The 17,607-nt window shown below is 72.5% G+C and carries 16 protein-coding genes; 10 read left to right on the forward strand and 6 right to left on the reverse strand.

Translation table 11 applies throughout. The annotated features are described in order from the left end of the window. Positions 1–78: 78 nt before the first annotated feature. The 3 genes from Asi03nite_RS05900 to Asi03nite_RS05910 all read left to right on the forward strand — a co-directional run bounded on the left by Asi03nite_RS05900 (position 79) and on the right by Asi03nite_RS05910 (position 5,029). The gene (locus Asi03nite_RS05900; RefSeq protein ID WP_239102425.1) at positions 79–1,140 is read left to right on the forward strand and encodes an ATP-binding protein; all 1,062 of its coding nucleotides are present in this window, start codon (positions 79–81) and stop codon (positions 1,138–1,140) included. Next, entirely contained in the window at positions 1,133–3,439 is a 2,307-nt protein-coding gene (locus Asi03nite_RS05905; RefSeq protein WP_203677370.1) for a DUF5682 family protein, read from the forward strand. Before Asi03nite_RS05900 ends, Asi03nite_RS05905 begins: the two co-directional genes overlap by 8 nt. 360 nt (positions 3,440–3,799) lie before the next feature. Next, entirely contained in the window at positions 3,800–5,029 is a 1,230-nt protein-coding gene (locus tag Asi03nite_RS05910) for a VWA domain-containing protein (RefSeq protein WP_203677371.1), read from the forward strand. A gap of 92 nt (positions 5,030–5,121) precedes the next feature. On the opposite strand, the gene Asi03nite_RS05915 is transcribed toward Asi03nite_RS05910, so the two are convergent. The 3 genes from Asi03nite_RS05915 to Asi03nite_RS05925 all read right to left on the reverse strand — a co-directional run bounded on the left by Asi03nite_RS05915 (position 5,122) and on the right by Asi03nite_RS05925 (position 6,744). After that, positions 5,122–5,700: an AAA family ATPase gene (locus Asi03nite_RS05915; RefSeq protein WP_203677372.1), complete on the reverse strand. Its 579-nt coding sequence runs from the start codon at positions 5,698–5,700 to the stop codon at positions 5,122–5,124. Between the two features lie 95 nt (positions 5,701–5,795). Next, a complete protein-coding gene (locus Asi03nite_RS05920) occupies positions 5,796–6,431 on the reverse strand; it encodes a DUF4142 domain-containing protein (protein WP_203677373.1) in 636 nt (211 codons plus the stop codon). A 91-nt stretch (positions 6,432–6,522) separates the two neighbouring features. Next, positions 6,523–6,744, reverse strand: a complete 222-nt coding sequence (locus Asi03nite_RS05925) for a hypothetical protein (protein WP_203677374.1) — start codon at positions 6,742–6,744, stop codon at positions 6,523–6,525. 356 nt (positions 6,745–7,100) lie between these two features. Between Asi03nite_RS05925 and Asi03nite_RS05930 the strand changes: the two genes are divergently transcribed. Next, the gene (locus Asi03nite_RS05930; RefSeq protein WP_203677375.1) at positions 7,101–7,892 is read left to right on the forward strand and encodes a hypothetical protein; all 792 of its coding nucleotides are present in this window, start codon (positions 7,101–7,103) and stop codon (positions 7,890–7,892) included. 16 nt (positions 7,893–7,908) lie between these two features. On the opposite strand, the gene Asi03nite_RS05935 is transcribed toward Asi03nite_RS05930, so the two are convergent. Both Asi03nite_RS05935 and Asi03nite_RS05940 read right to left on the reverse strand, forming a co-directional pair. Further along, positions 7,909–9,732 carry a S8 family serine peptidase gene (locus Asi03nite_RS05935; RefSeq protein ID WP_203677376.1) on the reverse strand — a complete coding sequence of 608 codons (1,824 nt, stop codon included), beginning with the start codon at positions 9,730–9,732 and terminating at the stop codon, positions 7,909–7,911. Positions 9,733–9,858: 126 nt separating this feature from the next. Further along, positions 9,859–11,061: an IPT/TIG domain-containing protein gene (locus tag Asi03nite_RS05940; protein WP_203677377.1), complete on the reverse strand. Its 1,203-nt coding sequence runs from the start codon at positions 11,059–11,061 to the stop codon at positions 9,859–9,861. A 224-nt stretch (positions 11,062–11,285) separates the two neighbouring features. Between Asi03nite_RS05940 and Asi03nite_RS05945 the strand changes: the two genes are divergently transcribed. Both Asi03nite_RS05945 and Asi03nite_RS05950 read left to right on the forward strand, forming a co-directional pair. Then, positions 11,286–12,044 carry a hypothetical protein gene (locus Asi03nite_RS05945; protein ID WP_203677378.1) on the forward strand — a complete coding sequence of 253 codons (759 nt, stop codon included), beginning with the start codon at positions 11,286–11,288 and terminating at the stop codon, positions 12,042–12,044. A gap of 28 nt (positions 12,045–12,072) precedes the next feature. Further along, positions 12,073–12,750 (forward strand): hypothetical protein, encoded by a 678-nt coding sequence (locus Asi03nite_RS05950; RefSeq protein WP_203677379.1) that lies wholly within the window; start codon positions 12,073–12,075, stop codon positions 12,748–12,750. Between the two features lie 296 nt (positions 12,751–13,046). Here the strand turns inward: Asi03nite_RS05950 and Asi03nite_RS05955 are convergent, their stop codons facing one another. Further along, positions 13,047–14,753 carry a hypothetical protein gene (locus Asi03nite_RS05955; RefSeq protein WP_203677380.1) on the reverse strand — a complete coding sequence of 569 codons (1,707 nt, stop codon included), beginning with the start codon at positions 14,751–14,753 and terminating at the stop codon, positions 13,047–13,049. A 381-nt stretch (positions 14,754–15,134) separates the two neighbouring features. Here Asi03nite_RS05955 and Asi03nite_RS05960 point away from each other — a divergent pair, with 381 nt between their 5' ends. From Asi03nite_RS05960 to Asi03nite_RS05975, 4 genes are all read left to right on the forward strand, one after another. Next, the gene (locus Asi03nite_RS05960) at positions 15,135–15,422 is read left to right on the forward strand and encodes a DUF1540 domain-containing protein (RefSeq protein ID WP_203677381.1); all 288 of its coding nucleotides are present in this window, start codon (positions 15,135–15,137) and stop codon (positions 15,420–15,422) included. Between the two features lie 187 nt (positions 15,423–15,609). Beyond that, complete coding sequence (locus Asi03nite_RS05965) at positions 15,610–16,368, forward strand: NUDIX hydrolase (RefSeq protein WP_203677438.1); 759 nt, start codon at positions 15,610–15,612, stop codon at positions 16,366–16,368. Beyond that, entirely contained in the window at positions 16,365–16,568 is a 204-nt protein-coding gene (locus Asi03nite_RS05970) for a hypothetical protein (protein WP_203677382.1), read from the forward strand. The genes Asi03nite_RS05965 and Asi03nite_RS05970 overlap by 4 nt, the downstream gene beginning before the upstream one ends. A gap of 40 nt (positions 16,569–16,608) precedes the next feature. Continuing rightward, positions 16,609–17,529 (forward strand): hypothetical protein, encoded by a 921-nt coding sequence (locus Asi03nite_RS05975; RefSeq protein ID WP_203677383.1) that lies wholly within the window; start codon positions 16,609–16,611, stop codon positions 17,527–17,529. Positions 17,530–17,607: the final 78 nt, after the last annotated feature.

Consider the following 17,607-nt stretch of genomic DNA (forward strand, 5'->3'; position numbering starts at 1 on the left):
AGTTTGCCGTTCGAGGCATCTACCGGGCAGGTCCGCGGCGTGCGAGCCATGGGCCCTGGAGATTCAGGAGTTGTTCGCGTGACCGCTCTGCGACCGCACGCCGAGGACCAGTTCGCCGACGAGCTGGCGCAGCTGGCAGCCGCCGACGACCGCCCGCGTCCGCCCGGGTGGCGGCTGTCGCCGCAGGCCGTGGTGACCTATCTGCTGGGCGACGGGGCGAAGGTCACGCCGAAATACGTCGGGCCGCGGCGCCTGATCGAGGTGGCCGTCTCGACGCTGGCCACCGATCGGGCCCTGCTGCTGCTCGGTGTCCCCGGCACGGCCAAGACCTGGGTCTCCGAGCATCTGGCGGCGGCCGTCTCCGGCGACTCCACACTGCTGGTGCAGGGCACCGCCGGGACGGCCGAGGAGGCGATCCGGTACGGGTGGAACTACGCCCGCCTGCTCGCCGAGGGGCCGACCGACGCGGCGCTGGTGCCCAGCCCGATCATGCGGGCGATGCGGACCGGGTCGATCGCCCGGCTGGAGGAGCTGACCCGGGTCCCGTCCGACGTGCAGGACGCGCTGATCACGATCCTGTCCGAGAAGACGCTGCCGGTCCCGGAGCTGAACACCGAGGTCCAGGCGGAGCGCGGCTTCAACCTGATCGCCACCGCCAACGACCGCGACCGCGGGGTGAACGAGCTGTCCAGCGCGCTGCGGCGACGGTTCAACACGGTGGTGCTGCCGGTCCCCGCCAGCGCGGAGGACGAGGTGGAGATCGTGGCCCGGCGGGTGGCGCAGCTCGGCCGGTCGCTGGAGCTGCCGGAGGTGCCGGCCGCGCTGGAGGAGATCCGGCGGGTGGTCACCATCTTCCGCGAGCTGCGCAGCGGGATCACCGAGGACGGGCGGACCAGGCTGAAGTCCCCGACCGGGACGCTGTCGGCCGCCGAGGCGATCTCGGTGATCACCAACGGGATGGCGCTGGCCGCGCACTTCGGCGACGGCACGCTGCACCCGGGCGACGTGGCGGCCGGCATCGTGGGCGCGGTGATCAAGGATCCGGTCTCCGACGCCGTCGTCTGGCGGGAGTACCTGGAGACCGTCGTCCGCGAGCGCCCCGGCTGGCTGGACTTCTACCGGGCGGCACGCGATGTCTGAGAGGTTCTACGGGGTCCGGCATCACGGGCCCGGGTCGGCCCGGGCGGTGGTGCGGGAGCTGGCCGCCCAGCAGCCCGACGTGCTGCTGGTGGAGGGGCCGCCGGAGGCCGACGAGCTGGTGCGCTGGGTGGCCGGCAGCGGGTTGGAGCCGCCGGTCGCGCTGCTGGGCTATGCGGCGGAAGATCCGGGGCGGGCAGCGTTCTGGCCGTTCGCGGTCTTCTCACCGGAGTGGCAGGCGATCCGGTGGGCGGTGGCCAACGAGGTTCCGGTCCGGTTCTTCGACCTTCCCTACGCGTTCCGGGTGGGCGGGTCCGGCCCGGGTGGGCGGGCGGCCCCGGGCGTACCCGACGGGGCGCTTGACTCGACCGGGCCGGGGGCCGGCGCCGTACCTGAGGAAACGGTGGAGAGCGGGAGCGGGCCGCCCGTCGGGACCAGCGACGCCGATGCCGGCCGGCATCGGCCGGTGGACCCGATCGGCGAGCTGGCCACCGCCGCGGGATACGACGATCCCGAGCGCTGGTGGGAGGATGTCGTCGAGCATCGCGGGGTGCCGGTGTTCGACGCCATCGCGGAGGCGATGACGGCGATCCGGGAAGGCGCGCCCGAGGAGCCGGACGATCTGCTGCGCGAGGCCTACATGCGGTCGGTGCTGCGCGAGGTCCGGCGCAGGCACGAGAACATCGCGGTGGTCTGCGGCGCCTGGCACGTGCCGGCGCTGACCCGTAAGGTCCCGGTCAGGGACGACACCGCCCTGCTCAAGGGCCGCCGCAAGGGCAAGGTGGTGTTCACCTGGGTTCCCTGGACGTATGGGCGGCTGGCCTCGTGGTCGGGTTACGGAGCCGGGGTGAGCTCCCCGGGGTGGTACCACCACCTGTTCACCAGCACCGACTCGGTGGTGCCGCGGTGGCTGGTGGACGCGGCCGGGGTGCTGCGGGCCGAGGGGGTGCCCACGTCGTCGGCGCACGTGATCGAGGCGACCCGGCTGGCCGAGGCGCTCGCGACGCTGCGAGGGCGGCCACTGGCCGGGCTCGCCGAGGTGACCGAGGCGGCCGAGGCGGTGATGTGCGACGGGGAGCCGCTACGGACCGCGCTGATCAACCGGCGGCTGGTGGTCGGCGAGCGGCTCGGCGCGGTTCCGGACGAGATGCCCGCGGTTCCGCTGGCCCGGGATCTGGCCGCGCGGCAGCGCACGGTGCGGCTCAAGCCCGAGGCCACCGGGCGGAGGCTGGATCTCGACCTGCGCAAGGACAACGACCTGCGGCGCAGCCGGCTGCTGCATCAACTGCGGACGCTGGACGTGCCGTGGGGCGAGCCTGCGGCGGGGCGGCGCGGGACGGGGACCTTCCGCGAGGAGTGGACGCTGCGGTGGCAGCCGGAATTCGCGGTCCGGCTGGTCGAGGGCAGCATGTGGGGCACCACGGTGGCCGGCGCGGCGACCGCGCGGGTGGTCCGGCGGGCCCGCACGGCGCGGGTCCTGGCCGAGGTCACGACGCTGCTGGAGACCTGCCTGCTGGCGGACCTGCCGGAGGCGTATCCGGAGGTGCTCGCCGCCCTGGACACCAGGGCGGCGCTGGACGCGGACGTCCATCACCTGATGGCGGCGCTGCCGGCGCTGGCGCGGACCCTGCGGTACGGGGACGTCCGGCGCACCGACCTGGCAGGTCTCGCCACGGTGACCGCGAGCCTGCTCAAGCGGATCTGCGCCGGCCTGCCGTCGGCGGCCGGCTCGCTCTCCGACGACGCCGCCAAGCGGCTGCGCGACGGGGTGGACGGCGTGCACCAGGCGACCGGTCTGCTCGCCGATCCAAAGCTGCGGGAATTGTGGCTGGTCACCATCGAGTCGCTGGCGCGGCGACCGGATCTGCACGGGTTGCCGGCCGGGCGGCTGACCCGTCTGCTGCTGGACGCGGGGCGGCTGGACGCGGCCGAGGTGCGCCGTCGGCTACGGTTGCCGTTGACCGTGGGTACCCCGCCGGCGCACGCGGCCGCCTGGGTGGAGGGGTTCCTCGCCGGTGGCGGACTGCTGCTGGTGCACGACGACGCGCTGCTCGCGCTGGTCGACGAGTGGCTGGCGGACGTGCCGGCCGCGGCGTTCGACGACGTTCTGCCGCTGCTACGAAGGACGTTCGGGACCTTCGACGCGGGTGAGCGGCGGGCCATCGGCGAGCGGGTGGCCGGGCCGCGGCCGGGTGCGGCGCAGAGCGGCGCCGGCACGGTCGACCACGAGCGGGCGGTTTCGGTGCTGCCCGTGCTGAGCGCCCTGCTGGGGCGCGAGATCCGGATCCGGGAGGACGCATGAACGATTCCGCACTTTTCTCACATTCCGCAGAACCGCCGTCGTCGAGTGACGTGCCGGGCCAGCCGGCGGTGGTGCGGTTCTCGCACCCGGCGGAGGAGCCCGTCAGTGAGGCGGCTCCGGTTCCGGCCGCGGCGGACGGGCTGTTCTCGCACCCCGCGGGCAGCGCGCCCGGCGGTGACGGCGGCAACGCCGCCCGCGGGCGTGCCGGCGGACGGGGTTCGAGCGGGCGTGCCGGCGGGCAGGGTTCGACAGGTACTCGGACGAGAGGGGGCGACCGGGTTGGCGGGACGGATGACGCTGTTCAGGGCAAGGAAGGTCGCCGCCGGAAGCGCGGTGGGCGGCCCGGCGCCGGGAGAGCGGATGGCTGAGGCCGGCGAGGCGGTGCCGGGAAAGCGGACGACTGAGTCCGGCGCGGCGGCGCCGGAGCGGCGGCGGCGGTGGCGGCTCGTGCTCGGCGGGGCCGCCGAGGAGTCGCTGGGCAGGGCCGAGGGGCGGGACGAGGCGATGGACGCCGCGCTCGCCGCGCTCTACGACGCGGGTGGTGACGCCGACGAGCCGACGCCGAAGCGGTCGGCCGGGTTGGGCGGGTCGGCACCGAGGGTGGCGCGGTGGCTCGGGGACATCCGGGAATACTTTCCGAGCACCGTCGTGCAGGTGATGCAGGCCGACGCGATCGACCGGCTCGACCTGACCCGGCTGCTGCTGGAGCCGGAGATGCTCGCCGCGGTGGAGCCCGACGTGCACCTGGCCGGCACGCTGCTCTCGCTGAACCGGGTGATGCCCGAGGCCACCAAGGAGGCCGCCCGGCAGGTCGTGCGCACGGTGGTCGAGCAGCTTGAACGGCGGATCGCGCAGCAGACCCGGGCCGCGGTGTCCGGGGCGCTGAACCGGGCGGCGCGCATCAACCGGCCCCGGCACGCCGACATCGACTGGGACCGGACCGTCCGGGCGAACCTGAGGCACTACCAGCCCGAGCACCGGACGGTGATCCCCGAGCGGCTGGTCGGGTACGGCCGGCGGACCAGCGCGGTACAGCGCGACGTGATCCTCTGCGTGGACCAGTCCGGCTCGATGGCGTCGTCGGTGGTCTTCTCCGGGGTGTTCGCCGCGGTGCTGGCGTCGATGCGGTGGCTGCGGACGTCGCTTGTCGTCTTCGACACCGCGGTGGTGGACCTGACCGAGCGGCTCAGCGACCCGGTGGAGGTGCTCTTCGGGACGCAGCTGGGCGGCGGGACGGACATCAACCGCGCTCTCGGCTACGGCCAGCAGCTGATCACGCGCCCGCGGGACAGCATCTTCGTGCTGGTCAGCGATCTGTACGAGGGCGGCGTGCGGGAGGAGATGCTGCGCCGGGTGGCCGAGATGACCGCGGCCGGGGTGCGGGTGGTGGTGCTGCTGGCGCTGTCCGACGACGGGGCGCCTGCCTACGACCACGAGAACGCGGCGGCGCTGGCGGCGCTCGGGGTGCCGGCCTTCGCCTGTACGCCGGACGCGTTCCCGGACCTGATGGCGGCGGCGATCGAGCGGCGGGATCTGATGGCGTTCGCGGAGCGCTTCGCCGATCGGAAGGCCTCCGGGACCGTCAGCTGAGGCCTCGGCGGCAGGCGCGGCGTGAGGTGGGCGCCCGACGCTGCGCGGTAGTGCGGGACGGGGCGGTGAGCGGCGCGCAGCGGGTGCGGGCGTCAGGCCGAAGCGGTGGAGCTGGCCTCGGCGGCGCAGCGGGGGCAGCGGGCCGGGCACGAGGTGCGGGCCGCGGCGGTGGCGAGGCCGCTCCTGTGCAGGATCAGATCCACGGTCCCCTCGAACGACGACTCCTCCGGAACGACCCGCTCGCCGGGAACTCCGAGGACGTCCAGCGGCTGGTACCAGCCCCGCATCTGCTCCGGGGTGACCGGGATCGGCTCGGCCCGGCGCAGGTGGCGGCGGACGGTCTCGTCGAACGACACGTCCAGGTAGTAGACCGCCGCCGGTCCGGGGTGGACGGCGATCAGATCGCGCACCGAGTCGCCGTAACGGCCGGTCCGGAGGATGCCTTCCAGGATCACGTGGTAGCCGGACTCCAGCGCGGTCCGGGCCATCGTCGTGATGAAGCGCGGAGCGACCGGATCCGGGCCGCTGTCGTGCTCGCGCAGGATGATCCGGCGCAGGCGGTCCTGCTCGATGAGGGCACAGCCACGGCCGTAACGACGCCGGATTTCGCGGGCCGTCGTGGTCTTGCCGCTGCCCGAGTTGCCGCGGATCACCACCAGGGTCGGGGCCATCAGGAACGGTAGCAATGCCGGGGCACGTCCCGGCCGGGCGACACGGCCAGCGGCAATGCCGTGTCACCCGTCCCGGCCGGGACGGGTGACGCCGGTCAGCCGTTGCGGCCGCCGGTACCGAGGTAACCGGCCATGCCCCTGGCCTCGGCGGCATCGCGGAGCAGCTGCCTGTGGTGCTCGATGACCGTCCGCGCCTTCGCGGCGAGCTGGACGACCGACCGGTCCGTGCCGGTCTCGATCTGCGCCGCGATCAGCCGCAGGTCCGCGCGGTGGCCGGCCAGCTGCGTGGAGATGAAGTACTCGTCGAAGGTGTTCGCCGGGGCCAGCCGGTAGCGGTTGGCCAGAGCCTCCTGTTCCCTCGTCGGCGTGTCCGGCAAGCTGACCCGCAGCCGCCGCGCGACCGAGTAGAGGTCGGCGTCCAGGCGGATGTGGTCGCGCATCAGGGCGGCGGCCACCCGCTTCACGTTCGGGTCGGCGGTGGAGGTCCAGGCGATCCGGCCCGCGCCGACCTCGGCGAGGTTGTCCTGGTGCACCGCCTGCAGGAACGAGACGTCCTGCTCGGACGCCACCTGCGCGACGCGGACCGCCGAAGCGGCCTGCGTGCCTTGAGCGGCCGGTGAGCCTGGAGCGGCAGACGTGCCTTGGGCGGCGGGAGCGGCTTGAGCGGCGGTGGCGGGCAGGGCCAGAAGACCAGCAGCGCCGACCACCACGGAAATACGGCGAAAAATCATCCTCATCTCCTCGAATAGGTCATCACCACCCTAGTCAGAGGACGCGGGGATCATTCGCTTTTCGCGCAGGAAAGGGGAAAACAGCCCGGAATCACTGGGTCCAGCGCAGGAACCGGTTGAACAGCTCAGTAGCCGCCGCCTGCGGCATGTCCTTCGCGGCTTCTTCGAGGTAGTCCCACATCAGCACGGCCAGCTCCATCCGGGACCGCCCACTCTCCAGCACGCCCCGAGCCGGCTCGCAGGGCCACTGCTGGGCGCAGACCCGGCAGTTCCACGACGGGCGCGCGGGAAGGTGCTCCTCTGGCTCGGCCACGCCACCCCCTCCGGCTGCGGGCACGGCGGGACGGCTCCGGGACCGACCGCCATCGTGCCCGTGCACCACACGATGCGCGCGCGGGTAAGCGAGGTCAACCGTCCGGGACGTGCCCTCCCTCTCCGGGTGACGCCACCGACCGAAAGCCGACAGACGCAAACCGCGAAACGGGCAGGCCCACGCCGTCAAGCCCGCGAAGGCATCGGCGAAACCGGGCAGACCCACGCCGTCAAGGCGACAGACGGGCTGCGGCAGATCAACGGACCGGCGAGGTGATCCCGCCGCTATCAGCGAATTAACGCCCGGTTTGTCCAACTCTTTGGAAACATGAGAGAGGTGTGAGGAGGACCGGCGAGATGAGCGACGAAGAGCAACCCGACCGCACGCCCGAGGGCAACGTCTACACCTCCGCGGCCGCTGCCGCGCCACGGCGCCGCGGCCTCCGCCGCAAGCGGGCCGCGCTCGGCGTCGCCGGCGCGGTGCTGGTGCTGGCCGGTGGGTACCTGCTCACCACCGTGCTGATGGACGACCGTCAGGAGACCCGGCCCGAGCCGGCCGTCCTCGCCCCGCTGACCACGGTGGCCACGCCGCGCATGGACGGGACGGGGCTCTCCGCCGTACCGGGAGATCTGCGGGCGTCCCGGACCACCCGCCCGGCGCAGGCGGCCAGGCGGTCCCCCACCCCCACCCCGGCGGAGCCGGCTCCGACGCGGCTCGCGCCCTCGGCGCGGCCCGCGACGACGCCGCCGGAGACGGCGCGGACCTCCGCGACACCGGAGCAACAGGCCCCGGTACCGGTCACGCGCCGCGTCGAGCCGGTCCGCAACGGGACGGTACGGGTGTCCAGCGCCCGCGCCGACCTCACCGGCCGCGGCGACCTGCTGCTCGCCGCCGACCCGGGGAACGCCGCGGGCAACGGCGTGCGCTGCACGAGCGAGGTCCGGTTCAGCACCGACGAACCGGCCGCGTACCGGCCCGATCTGCTGCTCTGCTGGCGCACCTCGGACCGGCGCAGCGTGGTGACGATGGCGGTCGCCACGCGCGGCACCCCGGATCCGGGCGACAGCGTGGACCTGATCGCCCGCGAGTGGGCGACGCTGGGATCGAGCGGATCCGCGGCGACCGGGAGCACCCGGTCGCCCCGGTGAGCGGCGCGGCGGGAACCTAGCCGATCACGACGCCGCTGGTGGCGCCGGCAACCGTGGCCGTCGCCGGGACGACCACCCGGTACCGTTCCCCGGCGGCCAGCCCGTGCACCGTGATGCTGGTGGTGGTCCCGCCGGTGGTGAACTGTTGCGCCTTGGTCCACACCCCGCCGGTGAGCTGCTGTACTTCGACGTCGAGCCCGGCCGGCGACGCGATGCTGACGGTCATGGCGCGGCTGCCGCTGCGGATCGCCCTGACGGTGCTGCGCACGGTGTACGCCGCGGTCCCGGTCGCCGCCTCGTTCTGCTCGCTCGCCGCGATCCGCAGCTCCAGCTGGTAACCGGCGACGGCGATCCGGCTGGCGCTGACCACGCCGGTGGCCGAGGTGACAACGTCCAGGCACTGGAACGACGCGTCCGTCTCCGCGACGCAGAGCTGGGCGTTCCTGCCGGCCCAGGGTCGGCCGCCGGCGGTCACCGTGAAGCTGGTGACAGTGGTGCCGTGGTAGGCGACGTCCGCGGCGGTCACGTCCGGCACGACGACCGGTACGGCCTTGGCCACCGGGCTGGTGGAAGCGGACGGCGAAGGGGCGGACGGCGAAGGGGCCTGCGACGACGGGGCGGTGGTCGGCGCGCTCGAGGCCACGGCGGCCAGGGCGGCCACGGCGTCGACCCGCCCGTACCCGTAGTCCTCGTCCTTCCCGGGCGTGCCCAGGTCGACGGCGGACGTCTCGATGGCCTGCTCGATCCGGTCCGGGCCCAGGCCCGGGTGGGCCGCTTCGAGCAGCGCGGCCAGGGCGGCCACGTGCGGCGCCGCCATCGACGTGCCGCTCATCGACGCGTAGCTGCGTCCCAGCGCGGACGGGTAGGTGCTCACGATGCCCGACCCGGGCGCTGCCACGTCCACGTACCCGCCGGCGTTGGAGTAGCTCGCCACCTGGTCCGACGAGTCGGTGGCGGCGACCGCGACGACCCCCGCGTCGGCGGCCGGGTAGCTGACCGGGCTGCCGGCGCCCCGCTCGTTGCCGGCCGCGGCCACCACGGTGACCCCCTTGTCCCGGGCGTACGCCACGGCGTTGCTGACCGCGCCCACCTGGGTGGTCGCGCCGAGCGACATGTTGATCACTTGAGCGCCGTGGTCGGCGGCCCAGACGATGCCCTCGGCGGTGTCCGACATGTAGCCGCTGCCGTCGTCGCCGAGCACCCGCACCGGCAGGATCCTGGTGTCCGGCGCGACCGCGGAGACGCCGATGGTGTTGCCGGTGACCGCCCCGATGGTGCCGGCCACGTGCGTGCCGTGCCCGTGGCGGTCGACGTCGCCGCCGGGCTGGTCGGTGGTCGCGTCCCAGCCGGTGAGCACCTTGCCGGCGAGGTCGACGTTCGTCGCGTCCACCCCGGTGTCGATCACCGCGACGGTCACCCCGGCGCCGGTCGAGGCGTGCCACGCCTCGATGGCCCGCATCTTGGCGAGATCCCACTGATGGCCGCGGTAGAGGTCGGTGCCGCTGGGCGCGTCCAGCGCCACCACCTTGGCGTCGATCTCGACGCCCACCGCGTTCTCCGCCCGCTGCGCCTTCTTCACCAGCTCGGCGGCGGCGGCCTGGTCCGTGGCCTCCTCGACCCGGACGACCGGCCGGCCGCTCTTGTCGATCGTGGTGCTGACCACCCGGGCCGGCTTCTCCGGCGTGACCGTGGCCGGCACCAGCTGGTCCGCGCTCTCGGTCAGGCCGTAGGTGACCGGTGTCCAGTCCGCCGTGCCGGCCGGCAGCGCGAACGCGGCCACCCCGGCCAGGGCAGCAGTGGCAACGGCTCCGGCGGCGTACCGGCGCAGAACGACCTTCATCAACCAAACCCTCCAGCTCGAAGACCTCGACTACGGTCTTCGGCCGGGGGTGTGACTGAAGGATTCCTCCGGGTGCGGTCCGGGTGCGGCTGGTGCCGGTGCGGGAACGAGCGACGCGGCGGTACGTCAGTAGGCCGCCACGACGAACACCGACGAGCTGCTGATGATCGTCGGGTTGGCGGCGCCCGAGCCGGGGGCGCCGTCCGCGACGAGGGTGAGGATGTACGCCCCCTCGGGCACCGGTTGGCCGCTGACCGGCGCGCTGGTCGCCGGGCTCAGTCTGTCCGCCGACAGGTCGAGCGTGCAGACCAGTTCGGTGTCGCCGATCACGGCCACCTTCCCGCACTCGGCCACGCCCCGGTTGGTGGACGCCTGGTACGCGCCCTCGACCAGGAAGAGGTGGGCGTGGCCGCTGGTCGGGACGTCGGCCCCGGTGTCGAACGTGAGCTGGGAGAAACCCGCGCCGGTGACGTCGACGGTGACGGTGGACCCGGGCGTCGCGGTGTTCGGCGCGATCGCGATGCCGTTGGTGTATGTGTACGGGATCGCGTCGCCGCCGTTCCCGTCGTTGTTCGGGTCCAGGCTGCTCACCGTGCCGGCCGGCGTCGTCACGGTGAGGGCGAGCCCGGAGGCTCCGCCTCGCGGCCCGGTGACCGCGGTGAAGCTGGTGCCGTTCGCCGAGACCTTGATGTTGGTGAGCGGGACGCCTCCGATCGCGGCGGTGATCGGGGTGGCGGCGAACCCGGTGCCGTTCACGGTGACGGTCTGGCCGCCCGCCGACGGGCCGGTGTCCGGGGCGATCGAGGTGATCGCCGGGCGCGGCACCACCGTGTAGATCCCCGTGGCCAGCAGGGTGTTCGGTCCGCTCGGGTCACCGTCGTAGACGCAGACGAACCACTTCGCCGTGGTCTGCGTGCCGGCCAGCGTCAGGCCTGTGGTGTTGATGCCGTTGCCCACCGGATACTCGGCGGACGGCACCTTGAAGGCGATCTTGGTGCCGGTGATCCGGGTGACGTCGCGCGGGTCGACCGTGAGCACGCCGGCGGTGGTGACCGCGCCGGTCGCGGCGATCTGGGTGACCGGTCTGGCCGAGGTGGCGCAGGCGGCGTACTGGAATTGCACCGTCGGCGTGGTGCCCGCGGCGAACGGGCTCGGGGAGGCGGTGGTGGACGGGACCGTGCCGATGACGGTGTTGCCGCCGCCGCTGGGCCCGGCGCCCGGATTGAGCGTCATGGTCAACGCGGCGTTCGCCGGCGCCGCGGCGCCTGCCAGCACGAGTCCGGTGGTGACGGCGGAGGCCAGAGCGGCTCTGCCGAAGCGTCGGAGCATTTTGTAGCCTCCCGCGGCTGGTGAGGACCGGCTTCGGCCTCCTGGAGGAAGCCTACGGACCGACTGCTCCGGATTCGCGAGGAACGTGGAAGCCGAATCGTTCTCCGGAAACTCTCAGGTCGTGATTGCCGGATCTGGCCCGATTTCTCCGGCCGATTGACAACATGAGGTTCCGGGCCTGCCGCCCGCCGGCGGGCCGCCAGCCGAGACCCCCGAGGGGCTTCATGACCAGCGACGACAGTTGGCACGGCGACGACGGCGCCGTGCCGCCGGCCAGGATGGACCGGCCCCGCGGGCACCGCTCCCTGGTGGTCGCCGGGGTGACCGGGCTCGCCGTGACGCTCGGCGCCGCCGCCTACTTCATCACTTCGGCGATCGTCGGCGACGACACCCCGGCCGCCCAGCAGGTCCGGGTGATCAGGCCGGCCACCGGGGCCGCCCGGACAGCCACGCCCAGCCCGTCCACCTCGGTCTCCGCCGCCTCACCGTCCGCCGCCACCAGGTCGTCGCGGGCGAATACGGAACGGCGGCGGGCCGCCGCCACCACAGCCGCCACGAAGGACCCGGAAAAGGTCCGTCAGGAGATCATGGCGGCGCGCCGGGCCGCGGAGAAGAACGGCTTCCCGGTGCAACGTCCACTGGAGACCCGCGGGCATGTCGCCGGCGGCGGCGCGATGTCCGAGACCACCCGGCGGCTGCCGGGTGGCGGCACCATGCGGATCACGACCGCGGGGTACGACCTGAGCGGCCAGCGCCCGTTGGTGTTCGCGGCTGACGACGGCACGCCTGTCGGCGACTCCCGGTGCACTCGCAAGTTCCGCTTCAGCCAGGGCGATCCGGGCGGCGAGCGGCCCACGATGCTGCTGTGCTGGCGCACCTCGGACAAGCGGAGCGTGGCAGTCCTCGCGGTCACCCCCACGGGCACGCCGTCGGCCGCCGCCAGCGTCGCGGTGATCGCGAGCGAGTGGAAGAAGCCGGGCTGACAGCTGTCTTTTCGAGCAGGGAGCAGGAATGCGAAACGCTGATCCGGCACACCGGCCCCGGCGGGCGATCCTCGGCATCGCCGGCCTGGCGTCGGTCCTCGGCGCCGGCGCGTGCCAGACGTCCGGCCCGACGACCGGGCCCGGCCCGGCGCCCGCGACCAGCGCCGCCGCGCAGCAGGCGCCCGGCCGGGCACAGGGCGTCCCGGCGCCCGGGACCAGCGTCGCCCCGCAGCAGGCGCCCGGCCGCCAGCTGGGCCCGGTCGTCCCCGCCCCGGGAGCCTCCAGGAGCACGGCCGAGCGGCTGGCGGAGGCGCGCGGCGCCAACCGGCGTCTCGGCACGACGGTCCGCCGGCCCCGGGAGAAGGCCCCGGTCGACGTGGACCCATCGAAGGTCCGCCGGGTGGAGCGCGGCAGCGTCCAGAAGGACCGGCGGCTGACCCGCGTCGTCTCCAGCCGGCAGGACCTGTCCGGTTACGCCGAGCTGGCCTGGATCGCGGACGAGGGCGAGCCGTACGGGAACGCCCGCTGCTCGCGGAACATCCAGATGAGCGACGCGCCGCCGAGGGAGAGGCCGACCCTGATGATGTGCTGGCGCCTCACGCCGGACAAGAGCGTGTACGCCATCACGGTGGACCTGCGGCGCCGTCCGACCGCCCGGGACACCGTGGCCGCCCTGGACCGTGAGTGGGCGCGGATGGGCCGGTAGACGGGTCACCACGAACGGGAGGGAGTGCCCGGTCCACCAGGACCGGGCACTCCCGCGTATGTCGCCCGTGGCACGATGCCACCGGCGACGGAAATCGGGACCGCCGCTGCGGGCGGCACGCGAATGGAGAAATGCGGGCGACCCCGGAGCCCGGGACAAGACGGTCCGGCACCGGCTGCCCGTCCACATTCGCACAGGCCACCCGGCGCGGCGGGAAAACGTCCGAACAATGGCGGGCAAACGGCGGCGGGTCCGGGAAAATTATCCCGGACCCGCCATTCGAGAAATCTGGATAATTAGTACTCGGCGACCGTGAAGGCCGAACCGCTGGAGACGATCGACTGCTGGTAGCTGGCGTTCACCTGGGCACCGACCGCACCATTGTTGACCACGGTGATGGTGTAGGTGCCGTTCTGCACCGGAACGGACGGGGTGATGCTGACGTCCGAGACCCCGCCCGCCGTGCCGGTGCCCGCGTCGCTCACCGTCGCGGTCGCCCCGTCGGAGCTGACCGAGACGATCGTGGCGTTGGTCGGGAACGCGGCGGTCCCGCTGCTGACCCCGCGGCCGACGTCGGCCTGCGTCAAGCCGGTCATGCCGGTCAGGGTCCGCTTGTCCGCCGCCAGCGTGCCGGTGAGGTTGGACTTGGGGCCGCCGACGGAGAGGTCGGTGGCGGTGCCGTCAACCGTCGACGGGACGGTCGTGGTGGCCTGGGTGGGGCTCTGCACGGAGGCGATCAGCGCGTTCGCGCCGACACCGGTGCCGGAGACCGGAAGGCCGACGTCGTTCTGCGAGAACGCGGCGTTCGTCGACGTGATGATCGTCGAGTTGTTCGTCGTGGTGACGTTGAGGGTTCCGCCGCCGGCCGCCGTGGTCCGAGCCGCCGTGGTGGTCAGCGTCGCGGCCGCCACGTTGGTGTAGGTGTGGTTGAGCGGCAGCGAGCAGAGCAGCTCGGAGTTGCTGATCACCAGCACGTTGAGGCACTCGGACAGCTGCGGCGCGGTCTTGTTGCCGGTGGTGGCAGTCGTCGTGCCGGTGGGGTTGTAGCCGGTCGACGGGGTCAGGTAGACGTGACCGGTGCCGCCGTTGGTGCTGGACCCGGTGGTCGCGTCGAAGGTGTAGTTGGCGAAGCCCACGCCCAGGACGTCGAGGTCCACACTGCCCCGGTAGTTCGGCGCGGTGTTCGGCGAGACCACGATGCCGTTCGTGTAGTTGAACAGGGTGGCCTTGCTGGTGGTGAGGCCCAGGGTGTTCACCGTGCCGCCGGGCGTGGTGACGCTCAGCAGGTACGGGCCACCGGCCGCGTGCGCCGGCGTGGTGGCGGTGAAACTCGCGCCGTTGCCCGCGACGACGATGTCGGTCAGGGGATCGCCGTCGAGGGTCGCCGTCGTGTTGGTCGAGGTGGCCGTGTTGGGAACGAAGCCGACACCGGTCACCGTGACCGGGGTGCCGCCCAGAGCCGGGCCGCTGAGCGGCGCGATGCCGTTGACGGCCGAGATCTGCGGCCTCGTACCCACGGTGTACTGGCCACCCGCGATCAGGTTCGCACCGGCGGTGTTGGCGGCGTAGGCGCACGCCCCGTACCGGTAGACGCCACCAGCGGTGACCACCACCCCTTGCGGAACCGTCACGGCGATCTTGTTGGGCGCCAGCAGCTTCACCGCCGGCGATCCGGTCGCGACGAGGTTGGCCGGGGGAGGCGTGGTCGGATAGGTGGCGGGGCAGGTCACCGTGGTGGCCGTGGTGGCGGTCGCGGGGACGAAGTAGACGGCTGTCGTGGCGGTGAAGGCTGTGGGGTTCGGCGGTGTGGGCGGGGTCGCCAGGGTGGCCACGATGGTGTTGTTGCCGCCGGTCGGGCCACCGGGCGAGCTGAGAGCGAGCGTGCCGGCCGCCGCGTAGGCGGGAGCCGCACTCATCGCGGCCAGGAGTCCGGTCGCCGCTCCCGTCGCGAGACCGGCGCGGCCGAGCCGCCTCCGGATGGTGCTGGACTTGGACTTGCTCATGCGAGGTCCTCCTACGGGTCCTGACGGACCACGTCGCTGGATTTGTCGGGCCCGGGCGCTCGGTGAACCGTCGCGGGCCATCTCGCCGGAAGCGTAACTATTCGTGCTGGCTCGTTATCACAAAGTCAGGAACATCCGTATAGATCAGACGTCGGCCGCTTCGGGCCGCCAAGATCACCCTCCCGGACATACGGGAAACGACATACCTGGAATCGAACAGATCTGCGAAATCAGCTTAGGCACGCCTTGCCTAATATGAGACAGGAAAGGCTGACCTAAGAATTCCGATGTTTTAAGGAATTCATCGCGGGAAACTTCTGCGACATCAAAAGAATGGTTACATTGAAGGCGGGAGAAACCGGAAGCGGAGGAGGACGCGCGATGACCCAGATGATGAACATGCCTCGGGTCCAGACCTGCACGGTCACGGACTGTGGCTACAACCACGACGGATGCACCGCGTTCGCGATCACGATCGGTGACCTGAACGCGGAGTGCGACACGTTCGTCGGATCCGGCGCCAGCGGCGGGATGGGCGTGGCCGTCGCCCAGGTGGGCGCCTGCAAGCGTGCCGACTGCAAGTACAACAAGGACCTGGAATGCCAGGCGCCGGCGATCACCGTCGGCGCGTCGGCGGACCGGGCCGACTGCCTGACATACGAGAGGTAACCACCTGCGGACCCGCGGCCCGCCGCCTCGCCGAAGCGAGGCGGCGGGTTTTTGGTTGACATCCGGCGATCGGGCACGCTAGGTTCACCTCAGAACGAGAAAGACTCAAGTTGAGTAAGACTCAGGTTGAGTAAGACTTAGCTTGATTAAGACTCAGGTTGAGTAAGACTTACAGTGAGAAGGACTGATCGTGGACGAGGCGAGCTTCCTGGCCGGCTACGACCCCCGGGCCTATCCGTCCGTCGCCGTCACCGTCGACGTGGTGGCGCTGACGATCCGCGACGGCAAGCTCTGCGTCCTGCTCGTCGAGCGCGGTGAGCAGCCGTTCGCCGGCCACCGCGCGCTGCCCGGCGGCTTCGTGCGGGAGGAGACGCTGGACGAGGCGGCGCTGCGGGAGCTGGCCGAGGAGACCGGCCTGACCTCCGGCGAGGCGGCCGGCGAGCTCGACCGGGTGCACTTCGAGCAGCTCCGGACGTACGGGAATCCCGGTCGTGACCCCCGCATGCGGATCGTCTCGGTCGCCTATCTCGCCTTCGCGCCACACCTTCCGGAGCCGACCGCCGGCAGCGACGCCGCCCACGCCTACTGGGTCCCCGTCGAGGAGGCCAAGGACCTGGCCTTCGACCACGACCAGATCCTCGCCGACGGCCTGGAGCGGGCTCGCGACAAGCTCGAGTACACACCGCTGGCCACCGCCTTCGTCGGCACCGACTTCACCATCTCCGAGCTGCGCCAGGTCTACGCCGCCGTCTGGGGCGAGGAGCTGCACGCCGGCAACTTCCACCGCAAGGTGCTCTCGGTGCCGGGCTTCGTGGAGAGCACCGGGGAGACGGCGGCGCGCGGCGGCGAGCGCGGCGGCCCGAAGGCGAAGCTCTACCGGGCCGGTGACGCGCGGCTGCTCCATCCGGCCCTGCTGCGGCCGACCCGGGAGGACAGAGTGCGATGAACCCGGGATACGCGACCTCCGTCCGGCTCGACCGGATCTCCTTCGACGAGGCGGCCGCCCGGATCGCGGCGGCCCGCACGTCCGCCGCGCTGAGCGGCGCCACCGGGCTGGGCATCGAGCCCCTGCGCCGGCTGCGCACCCACGGCCGCCCCGACTACCGCCCGCAGAACGCGTGGCGGCTCCTGGCCGAGTTCGACTAATTGATCCCCCAGCGATACCGGATTGTAGGGAGAGACGACCATGGGAAGCGGACGCTGGTCCACAGACGTCTACGCCGCCGCCGAGAACTACCACGCGCCGACCGGGCGGAGCGCCTTCGCCGACAGCGACAGCGGCGCCCGGCCGGTGCACCCGCGGCTCGACCCGAAGGGCGTGTTCATGCGGGAGAGCCGGGACAGCGACGAGCAGCCGGCGAGCACCCCGATCGTGGTGATGGTCGACGTCACCGGCTCGATGGGCACCGTGCCGCGGGTGCTGCGGACCAAGCTGCCGCAGCTGCCCGGCCTGCTGGCCCGCAAGGGGTACGCGGTCGACCCGCAGATCATGTTCGGCGCGATCGGCGACGCCACCTGCGACCGGGTGCCGCTGCAGGTGGGCCAGTTCGAGTCGGACAGCCGGATGGACGAGAACCTGTCCCGGATCGTGCTGGAGGGCGGCGGGGGCGGCCAGAAGCGGGAGTCCTACGAGCTCGCGATGTACTTCCTGGCCCGGCACGTGGTCACCGACGCGGCGGCACAGCGCGGACGCAAGGGCTACGTCTTCCTGATCGGCGACGAGCTGCCGTACCGGGAGGTCAAGCCGGACGAGGTCCGCACGGTCATCGGCGACGAGCTGCTGGAGCCGATCGCCGTCGAACAGATCGTGGCCGAGTTGCGGCGCAAGTTCGAGGTCTTCTTCATCCTGCCCGGCGCCGCCGGCCACGGCGGGGACCGCGAGGTGCTCGACACCTGGCGCGGCCTGCTCGGGCAGAACGTGCTGGAGCTCGACGATCTGGACGCGGTCTGCGAGACCATCGCGCTCACCGTCGGCCTCGGCGAGGACCACGTCGACCTGGACGAGGGGCTGGACGACCTGGCCGCCTACGGGTCGGCCGCGACCGGCTCGGTGGCCGGGGCGCTCCTGCCGTTCGCCGACCGGTCGCCGCGGATCCGGAGACTGTGATGACCGGCCACGTGGCGGTCGTCGACCTGGGCTACGGCGACGCCGGCGAGGGCGGAAAAACCTCCCAGGACCAGCCGG

The organism is Actinoplanes siamensis, from assembly GCF_016862395.1.
Taxonomy (GTDB): domain Bacteria; phylum Actinomycetota; class Actinomycetes; order Mycobacteriales; family Micromonosporaceae; genus Actinoplanes; species Actinoplanes siamensis.

Coding starts and splice junctions, on each gene's coding strand:
- Asi03nite_RS05905 (WP_203677370.1), top strand. CDS start 1,133: ATGTCTGAGAGGTTCTACGGGGTCCGGCATCACGGGCCCGGGTCGGCC.
- Asi03nite_RS05910 (WP_203677371.1), top strand. CDS start 3,800: ATGGCTGAGGCCGGCGAGGCGGTGCCGGGAAAGCGGACGACTGAGTCC.
- Asi03nite_RS05915 (WP_203677372.1), bottom strand. CDS start 5,700: ATGGCCCCGACCCTGGTGGTGATCCGCGGCAACTCGGGCAGCGGCAAG.
- Asi03nite_RS05920 (WP_203677373.1), bottom strand. CDS start 6,431: ATGATTTTTCGCCGTATTTCCGTGGTGGTCGGCGCTGCTGGTCTTCTG.
- Asi03nite_RS05930 (WP_203677375.1), top strand. CDS start 7,101: ATGAGCGACGAAGAGCAACCCGACCGCACGCCCGAGGGCAACGTCTAC.
- Asi03nite_RS05935 (WP_203677376.1), bottom strand. CDS start 9,732: ATGAAGGTCGTTCTGCGCCGGTACGCCGCCGGAGCCGTTGCCACTGCT.
- Asi03nite_RS05940 (WP_203677377.1), bottom strand. CDS start 11,061: ATGCTCCGACGCTTCGGCAGAGCCGCTCTGGCCTCCGCCGTCACCACC.
- Asi03nite_RS05945 (WP_203677378.1), top strand. CDS start 11,286: ATGACCAGCGACGACAGTTGGCACGGCGACGACGGCGCCGTGCCGCCG.
- Asi03nite_RS05950 (WP_203677379.1), top strand. CDS start 12,073: ATGCGAAACGCTGATCCGGCACACCGGCCCCGGCGGGCGATCCTCGGC.
- Asi03nite_RS05955 (WP_203677380.1), bottom strand. CDS start 14,753: ATGAGCAAGTCCAAGTCCAGCACCATCCGGAGGCGGCTCGGCCGCGCC.
- Asi03nite_RS05960 (WP_203677381.1), top strand. CDS start 15,135: ATGACCCAGATGATGAACATGCCTCGGGTCCAGACCTGCACGGTCACG.
- Asi03nite_RS05970 (WP_203677382.1), top strand. CDS start 16,365: ATGAACCCGGGATACGCGACCTCCGTCCGGCTCGACCGGATCTCCTTC.
- Asi03nite_RS05975 (WP_203677383.1), top strand. CDS start 16,609: ATGGGAAGCGGACGCTGGTCCACAGACGTCTACGCCGCCGCCGAGAAC.